This window comes from Microcoleus sp. N9_B4 (genome assembly GCF_036701635.1).
Taxonomy (GTDB): Bacteria; Cyanobacteriota; Cyanobacteriia; order Cyanobacteriales; family Microcoleaceae; genus Microcoleus.
Genome location: NZ_JAUBRC010000057.1, coordinates 1 through 13,769, shown reverse-complemented (window position 1 = coordinate 13,769; position 13,769 = coordinate 1). Strand labels below are relative to the sequence as shown.

The window sequence follows — 13,769 nt, the reverse complement described above, 5'->3', positions numbered from 1 at the left end:
GCTTGTATCCGTTTTTGGGCTGAGTCAATAATCTTTTTTCCCAGTCAGTAAATAAGTAACCATGTATCCCTTGCCCTTAACTTGAATAGCGCCGCGCTTCTGAAAAGTATATTTATCTTTTAATATCTCGTAAGTTTCGGCGGTGACTTGAATGCAGCCGGTAATCCCGTGAGATTCCATGCGCGAAGCAATATTTACTGTGTCGCCCCAGAGGTCGTAAATAAACTTTTTTAAGCCGATCACGCCGGCAACGACAGGGCCACTGCTAATCCCAATCCGAATGCTGAAAGGTTCAGAATGTTCTAAACTCAGGAGCCTAATTTCATGCAGCATATCGATCGCCATGTTCGCAACCGCCTCGGCGTGATCCTTTCGGGGTGTAGGCAAACCGCCAACAACCATGTAAGCGTCACCAATAGTCTTAATTTTCTCCAAACCGTGGCGATCGGCCAAGTGGTCAAAAGCCGAAAAAATATCGTTGAGCACTTCCACCACCGCCGTCGCTGAAATTCTCGACGAAAGCTCTGTAAACCCCACAATGTCGGCAAACATCACAGTTACTTCCGCATAACTTTCGGCGATATTGTGTTCATTGTCCTTCAAACGCAGGGCGATCGCTGCGGGCAAAACGTTCAGCAGCAATTGCTCGGATTTAGCTTGTTCGAGTTCCAACTGTAGGTAAGCAGCCTGCAACTGTTCGGCTTGGCGAATTCTTTCTCCGGCTAGCTTTTCGATTTGGGCGGTGCGGCTCAAAGATGTCAGCATATATGTCACCGGAATCAGAGTCCACAGCATCCCCATCGTCAGAGTTCCCCAAGAGCGCCAGTGCTTGCGAATCCTGCGAATTTCCGGCGTTGCCGACACGTACATAGACCACTGGCGGCCACTAATTTTCAGCCGCCTTCTGCAAGCTGTATATTTCGGGCCTGGATTGTCCAGAATCGGGCAGTTTTGCATCAGGGCTCGGTCAACAGCGGCTGATGCTGGAAGCACTTGTTGGGTCGCGGATTGGAACTGCACCGCAAATTGCTGAATTTGTCCGTTAGCAGGCAGATTTTTGAGAACCGGGTTCCCCGTTTGGGGTAACAGCGACGCTGCTTCTTGCTTGTCTGGAGCCTCGCTAACGAGATAAATATTGAGGTATTCGGTATTGCGTCCTTTTAAAGAGGTTTGGAAAATATCTTTGCCTCGAAATACGCCCAGAACAAATCCTTGTAGCAGTTGGCGACGGGATTCCAGAGTAGTCGGTTTACTGCTGTTTTCGTAAATCGGAACTATGGCTAAAAGACCCTGTTCCGGGGAATTGCCCTGAGTTAAGCCGATGTAGTTGGTGACAATCATTTCTCCAGTATCGCGTCCTCGATCGAGCGCAGCGCGGATTTCTGGGTGGGAGGCGAGGTCAAAGCCTAATGCTGTCTCGTTTCCGGCTGGTGGTTCGACGTAGAAAGCCGGGAAGTATTCGGAACGCTGGAGGGCCTTGCGGAGTTCTCCTCGCGGGCCGCGCTCTGTAATCTCGAAGCTGGGGTCGGTTTCGGTTCTAGCTTTGGTTTCGTAGTTGCGCCGCTCGGAATTGGGGACGCGGGGGGCCCAAGCCAGGAGTTGCAGGCTGGGGTGGACGGATAGGGGACGGGCGACAAACCGGGCAAAAGAGGAACGCTCGACGGTGCTGAAGGCTTTCATGTAGTCGCTGAGGGCGAGAACACTATCTAAGTCGGAGTTGAGCTGGCGTTCGATGCCGATCGAAATATCGTCAATGCGGCGGTGCATTTCGTAGTCGCGGCGCTTGTCTTCCCAGTTCCAAACCAAGGCGAAAGTCAGAAGCGATAGTCCGACACCAAAACCCAGCGTCAACCCGGCTGGAATGTAGCGAGACCAGGATAAAGGTAGTTTTTTCAGCATAATTGCCTAGCGAATAAGGGCAGCAGATTAGCACACCGCTGAGTGCGATTTGTTCCGGCCTCTGAGTGCGGTTAATTCAAAACCCTGATAACTCAAGCACCGACGGCAATTGGGAATTAAAAGTTAGATATTTAAACTTTTAGATTAATGGACGATCGCTCAGCAGGGGATTTCAATCCAGAATTCCGCTCCCTGTCCGGGCGCTGAGATGCACCGCAGGCTTCCCTTATGTTTTTCTACCACAATTTGATGGCTGATGGATAATCCTAAACCAGTTCCAGAGCCTACGGGCTTGGTGGTGAAAAAGGGGTCAAATAGCCGCTTGCGAACCTCTTCGCTCATTCCCGGGCCACTGTCGGCGATGCAAATTACAATGCGATCGCACTGACTGAGGTTGCTATTACTATGACTTTTCAACCCGGCTTTTTTGATGAGGGTGCGAATCACGATCGTCCGAGGTTGCGGTTGGTTTTCTAGAGCGTCGATCGCATTGCCAATAATATTGAGAAATACCTGGTTTAACTGCCCCGCACAACAGTAAATTTTTGATATTTTTCCGTATTCTTTAATAATTTCAATCCGGCTTTTTCTACTTGCCTGATGCAATCTGTGCTGCAAAATTAACAGTGTGCTGTCAATTCCTTCATGAACGTCTACCAACTTCATTTCTGATTCATCCAGCCGCGAAAAGTTCCGCAGCGATAACACAATTTTACTGATTCTTTCTACTCCTACTCTCATGGATTTTAGCATTTTTGGCAAGTCTTCCTTCAGAAAATCTAACTCTAAGTCCTTAACTTTTTCAGCAATCTGAGGAACTGGGGACGGGTAGCATTCCTGGTAGAGATTCAAGAGTTCTATTAAATCCTGAAAATAGTTGTATGTGTGAGAAATATTACCGTTAATAAAAGTTGCTGGATTGTTGATTTCGTGGGCTATCCCAGCCACCATCTGGCCGAGGCTCGACATTTTTTCTGATTGAACTAATTGGATTTGAGCGTTTTGTAGCTGTTCGTAGGCTTCTTGCAATTGAGCTGCTTGTTTTCTTAATTGAGATTCGGAAGCTTGGAGTGCGGCGGCGGAAATTTTGCGATTGGTTATATTTTCAATCATCCCTAACTGATAAAGAGGTTTTCCTTCGCCGTCTCGAATCAAAGTAGCTGTCACGTTTACCCAAACAATTTTACCTGTAGCTGCAATCTGGCGGAGTTCGATTTGATAGCTATTAATTTCTCCCTGCTCAAGAGAATGAGCAACTTGGATATTTTTGGGAGAATCTTCGGGATGCCCAAGTTCAATAAATGTTTTGGCGAGCAATTCTGCGGCGGTATATCCCAGCATTTCGCAGTAAGTTTTATTGACTCGCACTAACTTGTTATCATCTAAATTAGCTAAGTAGATAGCAATGGGTGCATCTTCAAAAATTGTGCGAAATAGTTCCTCGCTGGCCCGGACTTTAGCTGCTAGGGAAAGCCTATCGGTGATGTCTTCAAACGTAGATAAAATACCGACAACATTGCCGGAATTGTCGTGTAAAGGTATTTTATTTGTATCCAGACAGCACTGGGTGCCGTCGGCTTGCATTTTAGATTCTATGATGTGATATTCTGGGGTGTTGGTTGCCATGATGCGGCGGTCGCAGGCTCGAAAAAATTCTGTTTTTTCGGGCTTCCAGGGCATATCGAAGTCGGTGAGACCGACGATTTCACTGGGGTGATTAAAACCTGCGACTTTGGCAAAGTTTTTGTTGCCTCCCAAGTAAACTAAATCTCGATCTTTCCAGGCGATTAACTGAGGGATGTTGTTGATTACCGACCACAACATTTTTTGGGATGTTTGCAAGGCTTCCGTGCGTTCTAGAACGCGCTTTTCAAGTTCTTGATTGACTTGCAGTAGGGCGATTTTTGACTCGCTGAGGGCGATTTCTGCTAGTTTGCGATCGCTGATGTCGATTGTCACCCCCTCCCAAAGTATATCGCCGCTCGGTTGCAGTTCGGGGCGGGCGATGCCGCGAATCCATTTCAGTTTTCCCGATCGGGTTATGATCCGCCCTTCATATTTCCAAGGTTGTAAAGTTTGCCCTGAAATTGCGACTGATTCTAACAGGGGTTTTAGGTCTTCTGGATGCACCGCTGACCACATTAAAGCGGAGTTTCTTTGAACTTTTTCTGGATCTAATTCGTAGAGTTCCCAACAGCCGGAACTGACATAAATGAATTCATCAAAACCGTCGGGACGCAGCAAGTATTGATAAATCATTCCCGGCACATTGGCGGCCATTTTTAGGAATCTGGCTTCGCTTTGTCGCAGTGCTGATTCTGCAAGTTTGCGAGCGCTAATGTCAATCAACAAGCCGTCCCAAATAATGTCATTTTTTTTGCCCCGTTCTGGTCGAGAAGCCCAGCTAATCCACTTAATCCGATCGCCCGGGAAAACTAATCTGCCTTCCCACCGCCAAGGCTCTAAAGTTTTAGCTGAGATGGCAAAAGATTCGTGGAAGTTTTGCACATCCTCTGGATGAAGCATTTCGATCGCGGGAATAGCTGAATTTTGGAGTACCTCTGGTTCTAATTCGTAGAGTTCGCGGCAGCCGGAACTGACGTAGGGGAATGACACAGTGCCGTCTGCTGCTAACTGAAATTGATAAATCATTCCCGGAAGGTTGGCGGCTAGTTTTTGAAACCTCGCTTCGCTTTGCCGTAGTGCTGTTTCTGCTTCTAGGCGATCGGTAATATCGTAAAATGCCGATAAAATTGCGGCTTCGCCATTAAAATTAATCGCTCGCATCGACATTTTTACCCAAAAAAAACTGCCATTTGCTTTCTTGAGGCAGATTTCTTCGCGGTCGCTAAAGCCGTTTTGTTTGACTAATTCTAGCAATTGAATGTTGTCGTTGATATTGGCATAAATTTCATTTTTTTTGCTTCCGATAAGTTGTTCGGAACTTAAACCTAAACTTTCACCAAGAGCAGGATTTGCATACAAAATAACGCTGTCTTCTAGGCGCGTAATTAACAGGGGAACGGGAGTTGTACTGGCGATGACGCGCAATCTTTCTTCGCTTTCTTCCCTGGCTGTTTCGGCTGCTACTCTTTTGCTAATATCGTTCTGAACTCCGATAAAATGAGTTAATTTTCCCTCATTGTCTAGGATGGGGGAAACCATTAATTCGTTCCAAAAAGGAGTTTTGTCTTTGCGATAATTTTTGAGAACTACCTGAATTTCTGTTCCCGATCGCAAACTGCTGCGGAGTTTGTCTAATTCGGCGCTATCGGTATCGGGGCCCTGCAAAAATCGGCAGTTGCGTCCAATAACTTCTTCGGCACTGTAACCTGTCAGTTTCTCAAAAGCAGGATTGCAGTAGATAATAGGTGTGTCAGGTCTAGTAGCATCCGCGATGAGGATGCTGTTGCTCGACGCTGCGATCGCCCGCTCTAGGAGAGACAGGTGGAAAGAGTCTGTTGTCATCGGTGGCAAGATCCAAACTCCCGAGGAGCGGACAGAAAAATACAAAATTATCAATAGCTTGAGCCATTCTTATTCTATGATCTTATTTTTAATTTAGCCTTGTTAACAAAGTCAGCAGGCAAAAACAGCCGGCGGGGGAGACGAGCAATACATTTTAGATTTTAGATTGGCAATAACTTATTCCATCATAGTTTGGAGCGCGGGCATACTGTTGCCTTCTTGTTTGAAAGCAGTATAAGCGAAGGCATTCCGCATTTATCCAGAAAACAGAAGGTGAAAATACCGAAGCCGACAAGAAAATAGAAGGTGAAAATACTGATATTTTCAACTTTTTTCTTCTCCACCTTCCATCCGGCTCGCCAACCCTTTTAAATTGATAAGCTGATGCAAGAACCCTGAGCAGTTTTGCTTACTTCAATCCTGGCTTGAAAAGCTTCTTTCAGGTGGGGCATATGGGTAACGGTGAGAATGCAGGCGAAGTCGGAGGCGATCGCATTAATTGCAGCAATCAGCCGATCGCACCCTTCAGCATCCTGAGTCCCAAATCCCTCATCAATAATCAACATTTGCAAAGCCGTACCCGCCCGCTGAGACAGCAGTCTAGCCAGCGCCAGCCGAATCGCAAAATTAATCCGAAAAGCTTCACCGCCAGAGTAAGTTTCGTAGGCGCGAGTACCGCGAGCATCAGCAATTAAAATGTCTAAAGTGTCAATCAATTTAGTTGCTTTTTTAGAAGCAGCAGCCCGCTGAGTAATAAATTGAACGTGCAATTGATTGGCGCTCAATCTGGACAATATCTGATTGGTTTCAGCTTCTAGTTGAGGCAAAACATTTTCAATCATTAAAGCTTGAATACCGTTTTTACCAAAGGCTTGACCCAACTCTTGATAAACTCGCTGCTGGCGTTTGGCAACTTGCATTTGCTCTTTTTGAGCTACTAGCTGAACTTGCAGATTTTCCAGATTTTGCTGCTGCTGCTGGAGGCGTCCGAGACTTCCCAAATGTTGGTCTAGCTGCTGGCGGCGGCGACTGATTTGTTGTTCGATCGCACTTATGCGGGCTGTGGGATCGGGATGTTCTTGCAATTGCTGGTTCATCGCGGAAGTTTGAGCGCTGACAGCTTGCAAATCTCGATCGCGCACAGCGATGGAATTTGCTATTTCATTAACGCGCTGCTGCACTTGCGGATACTGCACAGTTGCCGATCGCAATTTTTCGGCGCGGGCGATCCAAAACTGCGATCGGCGCATTTCGCTGCGGACGTGTTCGTGCTGTTCCAAATTATAGCCAATTTCTGCAATGTATCTATCTAAAGACAGAATTTGCTGCTGTATTTCCGAGCTGTTTTTTTGCTGTTCTAACTGTTGCTGTACTGTAGCTAATTGAGTTTGCAAATCCGGGCGACGGGCATTAATTTTATTCAGTTTCTGCTGAGCGTCTTTGATTTGAGCTTGCTTAATTTCCGCCCACCGCAAGCGCTTTTCATCGCTGCGGGCGAGGGAGTGGCTGCGATCGCTATAATTGAGCTGTTGCAGTTGCTGTTCGATTTGCTGGAGTTCGCCCAAATCATCGGCTGCATACTCGCCAGTGCGTAGCAACCGCTCTATTTCTGCAGCGTCTTGACGCATACTTTGCAGTCGGTTTTCATCTTGACCCAGGCTATCTAATTGTGCTTGCAAATGGCTGCGGCGTTCCCGCAATTCTTGGTAGGGCGCTAATTCCTCTTCTAGTTCGCGGTATTCATGTCTGAGAACTTGAATTTCGCGCTCGGAGACGGCCAACTGTTCGCGCACAACCCACAGTTGGTTCCAGATTTCCTGCTGTTGGGAGTGGTGTTTTGTGACTACCAAATTCCAGTAGTGTTCGTCTAAAGGTCGATCGCACAAAGGACAATTGCCAAAATTTGCATCCCGCACCATTAAATGCGAATTCGATGGCTCGTTTTCCGCAAAATTCGAGGCTTTACCTTCGCCTGCGGTTTTTTCTCCTTCATGTTTCCGCAGCAGTTGCAGTTTTTGGTCGATCTCAGCGAGTCTGGTTTGATAGTCGCGGCTTTTGGCTTGCAGGTTTCCGAGAAAGTCGTGCCTTTCTTGACCTTTTTCGCGGACTCGCTGCTGATAAACTCGCTTGTTTTCCAACTGCAAAATTTGATTGGCGATGGCCGAGATTTCCTCCTGTAATCGCGGTTGTCGCTGCTGCTGCTGAACTTGCACCTGTCGGTTGATTTCCTCTAAGCGGGCGGTTAAACCGGCGCGGGCGCGATCGAGCTTTTGTTGCTTTTGCTGCTGCTGTTGTAGCAGCGGCGAAACTTGCAGTTGCAGTTGCTCTAGTTCGTTGAGGCGCGATCGAACTGCTTGCAACTGTGCGAGTCCTTTGTCAACCTCCGGCTGCTGTTTGAGAATTTCCAGAACATCTTTTTCATCCTGTTCTAAAACCTCTAATTGAGCTTGCAACTGCTGAATTTTGCTTTGCAAAAAGCTCAGTTCTTGCCGCTGCTGTTCTTGCAATTGTTGGCGCTGATTTTGGGCTTGTTGGTTAGCCTTGAATTTCCCCGCCAGAGTCTCTTCTGTGGCTTGCAAGCTGTGGAAATACGCGATGCCTGCTGTTATTTCATTTTCTTGCCCTAGAAGGGCTTGTAGCTCATTTTGCTGCTGTTTGGCTGCGCTGAGTTCTTGCTGCAAGCGGCGGCATTCTTGAGTGATATTGTAGTGCTGTTGCTGGTGGCCGGCGAGGAGTTTTTGCCAAGTTTGACGGTTGTGGTGCTGGAGTTGCAGTTGCTGTAACTCGGTTGTGTCGGCTTGCTGCTGCTGCTGAAGCAAATCGGTTGCTTGCTGCAATTGAGTTTGTTCGGAGGCGATCGTCTCTTTTTGTTGCAGTTGCTCTTGTACGGTTAGCAAACTCTGTTTGAGCACTTCGACTTGAGCTTTAAATTGTTTGGAGGTATCCTTGGCTTGGTCGGATAAAGTATCGTAGGAGTCGAGTTTGAGCAGGTTGGCTAAAACTTGTTTGCGTTCGATCGGCTTTTTGAGCATAAATTCATCAGCTCGCCCCTGCCGCAAATACGCCGAGTTGATGAAAGTATCGTAATCTAGTTTGATGTGTTCGAGGATTTTTTGCTGAGTTGTTCTCAGACCTTTGTCTGTGAGCGTGCGAAAATTCACCCCCCCCGCCCCCCCCTTACTAAGAGGGGGAGAAGAATTTACTTCTTCGGGTTCCTCTTTACCAAGGGAATAATTCACTTCTTGTGGCCCCCCCTTACCAAGGGAAGAATTCACTTCTTGTGGCCCCCCCTTACCAAGGGGGGGGAAGGGGGGGTTTGTTGCTACTTGAAATTCCAAACTTCCCGATTGTCCGCGTCGGCGGTTGCGAATCACCCGGTAGATTTGGCCGCCGGTAGAGAAAGTGAAATCAACGCGCACATCCGTTTCGCCGATATGGATGATATCGTCTTCAGTATCGCTGCGACAACAGCCCCAAAGTGCCCAGGATATGGCTTCTAAGAGGGAGGATTTGCCAGCACCGTTAGGCCCGCAAATGCAAGCGGTGTGCAGGCCGCGAAAGTCTAAAGCAGCTTCGCGATAGCTGAGAAAATTTTTGAGTGTAAGTTGTATAGGAATCATTTAGGCCATCGCGCCATACAATCTATCTATAAATAACACTATTTGTACGCTGTTGCCTAGTTATTCAATCTAGATCCAGAACAATTGTCAGTGCTTCTGCAATTTCTTCCATAATTGTCTCGGACAAGGTTCCGAGTTGTCGGACAAATCTTTGTTGGGAGACGGAACGGACTTGAAAAGTATCGGCGGCGGAGAGTTTCGCCAAGCCATTTTCTGAGGTCGGTTCGAGCTGCACCATCCAATCAAGCGGGGAAAAAAGATCGTTCCATGCTGTAATTGGAACAATTACTTTGAGCCGCAACTTTCCCACTTCATCATCGCTGACAACCACAACAGGTCTAGTTTTGCCGATTTCATCTCCCACCGTTGGATCTAGTTTGACGAGCCAAATTTCGCCCTTACGCATTAGTTTTTACCCCTGCGTTCAGGTATTCTTCCTCTGAATCGAAATACGGTTCGCTGTCGGGCGACCACAAATCGTGCAGCGGCCCTCCTGGTTCATACAAAGGAACTGCTGCTTCTGCTGCGGCTCTGAGTCTGCGTTTTCTCTCAGCTTTGCGCTGGGCTTTTTCTTCTATTTCTTCGCGCATCATCCGCGAAGCTGTTTCGATGATTTCTAGGCGTTCTTCTGCTGTCAGATTTTTGAGTGCTGCTAAGATTTCTGTTTTGGTCACGGTTTTTTCGGGTGGTTGGTGAGAAAGTACGATCGATCCGAGAGCATCCCGATACTCGGCTACAAACGAGATTTGTGCGGTTTTTACTGTACGGGCTTGCGACCTTACGGGTAGTTGTTGGGATTTTCAACTATCAAACCCTCACTTGTTGCTGCTGCATTCAGATCCCCGTCAGCAGATACAAAAGTCATCGCAGGCAAACTGTTAGCTGTGCAAAGGTTATTTATGCCACAGCCTGTTGCTAGCTGCACAGCATCATAGCCTCGCAATCCGTAGGTTTCAGCTAATGCCATTGCAGAGTTAATAATGCTTTCGGTGAATTCTACAACCTGATACTCAGATTGTATGTCACTCCTGAACTGATTGCACGCTGCTGTAGCATCTGTCGCATTGATACTTCTGCCGCGCGACCTTCTGGTAATTGCAGCAACAATTTCAACACTTGTAATAGCAGCAATCAATATATCGTTGTTAAGTGCAGAATCGCACAAACTAAAAACCCATGCCGAACCTATTTCATTAATGTAGCGTTTGACCAGCGCACTGCTATCTACAAAATAAATTGTCATCTAGCGGCGTTCCTCAATAATTGTCTCAGAAACAGGCTTGCCCTGTACCTGAATTAGTCGCCGTTCTATTTGCTGACTCCCAGAAGAATGCTTGATTTTTTTGACTAAACCAGAAGTTAACAGCGCTTGGTGCAATTTTGTCCGTTGAGCAGTTTGTTCTTTCTGGGCCAGATATATCCCTATAGCGCGCTCTAGTTGCTGTAGTTCTAGCAGTTCCAGAGTGTCAAGCTGATTGAGGATTTTGTTGAAGATTCCCTGCGGCATAGGATTCTACTTTTTACGCTTGGCTAGTCTGTCTATTATACAACTATCAGACTTGCACACTGTCACGAATATTCCGGCTTTTTGGACTTAGATTGATGGCTGAAACGACCTATTATCCTTCACCTATAGCAATCCTAAATCAGTTTCAATAACTGGTTAACTGGTTCCCAAGCTCTGCCTGGGAACCGATGTCACTCTTGCTCTGCCTCGGCCCAGACTATGGAGGCAGAGCCTCCGGATATGCGTTACCAGGCAGAGCCTGGTAACGAGTATAATCATTTAGGATTGCTATATCGGGATTGTGCGTCCAGGACGAGTAAAGAAACCTGGTTTCTACGAAGATTTCAAACCCTACATTATCGGTCTGTGCTTATGGCGAACCCTACATTGATCGCATAGGCAGATTTTCCATCATCAAAAAGGGTTGACTGTATTCCTACAGCCAACCCCGCGCCTATTTATTTGTCCTGCGTTTGCTCAAACAGCAACACTAACGGGCAATATTCGGGAACGTATAGCCGACACCGACTAACAATCCCACTTCAGCTCCGTCAACAAAACCAATATTCAGTCCCGCTGTGGCTGTAAAATTTCTCGACAGCGGCACATCTACACCCCCCGAAAGCAGGAAGCCAAAAGTACCGTCATCGCCGGTAGAAATTAGCACGCCAGCACCTGCATAAGGAGCAGCAGTAATCACAAAATCATCGCTGACTTCGACGGTCTCTTGAGATACAAAATCGTAGGTAACAGGAACTAGAAAAGCTAAGTTGTCACGGAACAAAACAGTCGGTCTCACCGAGAAATTGTTCGTCAAACCGATTTTGCTAATAATCGCAAATGAACCGTCGCCTAAAGCTGAATCTCCGCCAAAACCTAGATTGCCGCCAATGCCGATGTAGCTCGGACCAGAACGGGTAGCTCGGCCTGGTCGGATTTGAGTTCCTTGAGCTACTTTTTCAGTTGGTTCCGAGACAGTTGCCGGTTTTTCAGCAACTTTCGGTTGGTTTGTCAAAGCTGAGGCGGAAGTGCTGACAGGATTGCTCAACACTTCTTTTGCTGTTTGGACTTCTTTTTCTTCCTTCGTTGCTGTTACTTCCAGATTATTGCTCTCGGCAACAATTAAGGTAGGTCGATCGCTCTTTTTGGCATTCTCGACAGTTGACTCCACTTTGACGCTATTATCAGCAATTTTAGCGGTTTCTTCCGACTTTTGGGTCTCAGCAGCAATGGATGTATTTTGCGCTGTTTCTGTCTCAGCAATTTCAGATGTTGCTGCTTCCAATTTTTCGGGTGCAGCCAGAGATACTTGCAAGTTGGCTGCTGGTTCAGAGGCTGCTGGCTCTGCCACTTCTGTTAGTTCGCTCCAACTGATTGAATCAATTTTTTTATTACTAGCCGTTGTTTCTGCGTCGGGTTTAACTGCTGAAGTTGCCGTCGGCTCAGAAATTTGGTCAATATTTTGAGCTGCGATTGTTGCAGTTGTACCGATATCGGGCAAGTTGCCAGTTTCAGCTTTCGCTGACATGGTACTGCAACAAACAGCTAAAGCTGCAAGATTTATTAACGCGAAAGTAGACTTGGAAAATAGACTATTCATAGAAACTCCTCAATGAACCGTGTGTTAAAAGTGTAAGTGTTTGAGGGCGCTAGTCGAGAGCTTTGCTAAAAAAAGACACAAATATGAGTTGTGTTGTTCCTAGATTGGCACTCAACCGTTGAAGAGTCAACTCTCAAGCTGATTAGATTTAAGAACTGACGGCGGGTTTAGAGGCTAATTTTAATTTACAGATCGATCGGCAAAAAATCAATCCTAGGGATGATTTCATCCTTAATCCTGTTTAATTGAGGGGTCGATCGCGCGTTTGGCTTGCATTCTACACTACTGTACTTGGGGGCGCTGCACTCGCAGCCACGCCGGAAAAACCCGGTTTTTGAGGGCGCACCAGCTCGAAACCAAGAGACAACAAGCTTTCAAAACAGTTTTGGCAGCCCCGCCGTCCAAAGCAAGTGCAGTTAAAACAACGCGATCGGCTGCTGCACAGTCCATGACAATTAATGTAGAATAATACCACCGATCCGAGAAATATTTGTGGCTCGATCGTGTCAAAATTACTGAATATTATGAAAATTGTGTAAAATTTAGTGTTCTATTTGTAAAGTTTAGCCTTCGCTTTCGCTCAGGGTCTGACCATCTCACAACAGCACGCAACTAAACAAGTAAAAAATACAAATTATCTCATCACAACCTGACTTTATGAGCAAAGTTCTAGTTATATTAGGCGAATTGAGCGATCGCGACATCGATTGGATGCTCGCCAACGGCACCCGCACCCAAGTCCTCCCCGGCACAACCCTGATCACCGAAGGTAAGCCCTTAGACGCCCTGTACATAGTTTTGGAGGGAACTTTGAGCGTTGCTGTATCATCTTTGGGCGACAAAGAAATTGGAAAAATTATTTCCGGGGAAGTGCTGGGCGAAATGTCTTTTGTAGACGGGAGACTTCCTTCTGCTAGCGTCACGGCAATTGAAGAGTGCCTCATCCTATCAATTCCCCGGCGGCTGCTAACGGAAAAACTAGAGCAAGACGTGCTTTTTTCCCTGCGGTTTTATCGGGCGATTACCAAATTTCTGTCGTCGAGACTGCGGGGTACAGTCAAACGCTTCGGCGATGATAGTGATGGTTTAATATATCAAGATCCCCACGACGAGGACGCCATCCCGCAAAATGTCGAAAATCCAGATTTGGCGGCATCGAGATTTCAATGGCTGTTGGAGCGTTTGAAGAGGAGTTGAAGGAAGAAGGAAGTTCGGCAACGGATTCTGTAACGGATGTAACGGATGTAACGGATGTAACGGATTTCAGGAAGAGGGAAGAAGGAAGAAGGAAGAGGGAAGAAGAGAAAAGAACACCTCTTTTCAATTTCCTATTTCCTATTTCCTATTTCCTATTTCCAATTACAATTAGAAAACATATTTTTCAGCGACGCGCCAATAGCGAGAAAAACGCTTCAAATCAATGTAACCATCGTAGCGAACAAAGGCTTCCGGTGGCAAAACTTCTACTGGGTGCGATCGCTTAATTTCCCGGCAAATATCCTGAAACCGAGGACTGGGACTTTCGGTAGTTACCACTTGATTCGCGCCGGATTCGATCGCAAAAGCGATAACTTCTGCAGCCACATCGCCCCGCCGAATAACCCACATTCCGCAGATGTGGGTGGAATTTTTTTATCAGTTGTAAAAAGTGGGAACCCCAAAGTTTTTCCGTTGA

General features: G+C 46.7%; 12 protein-coding genes. 2 read left to right on the top strand and 10 right to left on the bottom strand.

The window, feature by feature from the left end; genetic code table 11:
• Positions 1 to 24 precede the first annotated feature (24 nt).
• The 9 genes from QUA43_RS26615 to QUA43_RS26575 all read right to left on the bottom strand — a co-directional run bounded on the left by QUA43_RS26615 (position 25) and on the right by QUA43_RS26575 (position 12,604).
• Positions 25 to 1,899: an adenylate/guanylate cyclase domain-containing protein gene (locus QUA43_RS26615; protein WP_333378037.1), complete on the bottom strand. Its 1,875-nt coding sequence runs from the start codon at positions 1,897 to 1,899 to the stop codon at positions 25 to 27.
• A 159-nt stretch (positions 1,900 to 2,058) separates the two neighbouring features.
• Positions 2,059 to 5,367 carry a PAS domain S-box protein gene (locus QUA43_RS26610; RefSeq protein WP_333378035.1) on the bottom strand — a complete coding sequence of 1,103 codons (3,309 nt, stop codon included), beginning with the start codon at positions 5,365 to 5,367 and terminating at the stop codon, positions 2,059 to 2,061.
• 368 nt (positions 5,368 to 5,735) lie between these two features.
• Positions 5,736 to 8,987 (bottom strand): SMC family ATPase, encoded by a 3,252-nt coding sequence (locus tag QUA43_RS26605; protein ID WP_333378032.1) that lies wholly within the window; start codon positions 8,985 to 8,987, stop codon positions 5,736 to 5,738.
• A 64-nt stretch (positions 8,988 to 9,051) separates the two neighbouring features.
• Entirely contained in the window at positions 9,052 to 9,393 is a 342-nt protein-coding gene (locus QUA43_RS26600) for a type II toxin-antitoxin system PemK/MazF family toxin (RefSeq protein WP_333378030.1), read from the bottom strand.
• Positions 9,386 to 9,661, bottom strand: a complete 276-nt coding sequence (locus QUA43_RS26595; RefSeq protein ID WP_333378027.1) for a hypothetical protein — start codon at positions 9,659 to 9,661, stop codon at positions 9,386 to 9,388. Before QUA43_RS26595 ends, QUA43_RS26600 begins: the two co-directional genes overlap by 8 nt.
• Positions 9,662 to 9,765: 104 nt before the next feature.
• Positions 9,766 to 10,230 carry a type II toxin-antitoxin system VapC family toxin gene (locus QUA43_RS26590; RefSeq protein WP_333378024.1) on the bottom strand — a complete coding sequence of 155 codons (465 nt, stop codon included), beginning with the start codon at positions 10,228 to 10,230 and terminating at the stop codon, positions 9,766 to 9,768.
• A complete protein-coding gene (locus QUA43_RS26585; RefSeq protein ID WP_333378022.1) occupies positions 10,231 to 10,494 on the bottom strand; it encodes a hypothetical protein in 264 nt (87 codons plus the stop codon).
• A 490-nt stretch (positions 10,495 to 10,984) separates the two neighbouring features.
• Positions 10,985 to 12,022 (bottom strand): hypothetical protein, encoded by a 1,038-nt coding sequence (locus QUA43_RS26580; protein WP_333378019.1) that lies wholly within the window; start codon positions 12,020 to 12,022, stop codon positions 10,985 to 10,987.
• Between the two features lie 354 nt (positions 12,023 to 12,376).
• Positions 12,377 to 12,604: a hypothetical protein gene (locus QUA43_RS26575; RefSeq protein ID WP_333378015.1), complete on the bottom strand. Its 228-nt coding sequence runs from the start codon at positions 12,602 to 12,604 to the stop codon at positions 12,377 to 12,379.
• A gap of 147 nt (positions 12,605 to 12,751) precedes the next feature.
• Between QUA43_RS26575 and QUA43_RS26570 the strand changes: the two genes are divergently transcribed.
• Positions 12,752 to 13,291: a cyclic nucleotide-binding domain-containing protein gene (locus tag QUA43_RS26570; protein ID WP_333378012.1), complete on the top strand. Its 540-nt coding sequence runs from the start codon at positions 12,752 to 12,754 to the stop codon at positions 13,289 to 13,291.
• Positions 13,261 to 13,578 carry a hypothetical protein gene (locus tag QUA43_RS26565; RefSeq protein WP_333378104.1) on the top strand — a complete coding sequence of 106 codons (318 nt, stop codon included), beginning with the start codon at positions 13,261 to 13,263 and terminating at the stop codon, positions 13,576 to 13,578. Before QUA43_RS26570 ends, QUA43_RS26565 begins: the two co-directional genes overlap by 31 nt.
• Here QUA43_RS26565 and QUA43_RS26560 read toward each other — a convergent pair.
• Entirely contained in the window at positions 13,460 to 13,702 is a 243-nt protein-coding gene (locus tag QUA43_RS26560) for a hypothetical protein (RefSeq protein ID WP_333378009.1), read from the bottom strand. The two genes, QUA43_RS26565 and QUA43_RS26560, sit on opposite strands and share 119 nt — an antisense overlap.
• Positions 13,703 to 13,769 lie beyond the last annotated feature (67 nt).

Excerpts from the sequence above, each read along its gene's own strand:
- QUA43_RS26580 (WP_333378019.1), bottom strand. The coding sequence starts at position 12,022 with ATGTCAGCGAAAGCTGAAACTGGCAACTTGCCCGATATCGGTACAACT.
- QUA43_RS26570 (WP_333378012.1), top strand. The coding sequence starts at position 12,752 with ATGAGCAAAGTTCTAGTTATATTAGGCGAATTGAGCGATCGCGACATC.
- QUA43_RS26565 (WP_333378104.1), top strand. The coding sequence starts at position 13,261 with ATGGCTGTTGGAGCGTTTGAAGAGGAGTTGAAGGAAGAAGGAAGTTCG.
- QUA43_RS26610 (WP_333378035.1), bottom strand. The coding sequence starts at position 5,367 with ATGACAACAGACTCTTTCCACCTGTCTCTCCTAGAGCGGGCGATCGCA.
- QUA43_RS26615 (WP_333378037.1), bottom strand. The coding sequence starts at position 1,899 with ATGCTGAAAAAACTACCTTTATCCTGGTCTCGCTACATTCCAGCCGGG.
- QUA43_RS26605 (WP_333378032.1), bottom strand. The coding sequence starts at position 8,987 with ATGATTCCTATACAACTTACACTCAAAAATTTTCTCAGCTATCGCGAA.
- QUA43_RS26585 (WP_333378022.1), bottom strand. The coding sequence starts at position 10,494 with ATGCCGCAGGGAATCTTCAACAAAATCCTCAATCAGCTTGACACTCTG.
- QUA43_RS26590 (WP_333378024.1), bottom strand. The coding sequence starts at position 10,230 with ATGACAATTTATTTTGTAGATAGCAGTGCGCTGGTCAAACGCTACATT.
- QUA43_RS26560 (WP_333378009.1), bottom strand. The coding sequence starts at position 13,702 with ATGTGGGTTATTCGGCGGGGCGATGTGGCTGCAGAAGTTATCGCTTTT.
- QUA43_RS26600 (WP_333378030.1), bottom strand. The coding sequence starts at position 9,393 with ATGCGTAAGGGCGAAATTTGGCTCGTCAAACTAGATCCAACGGTGGGA.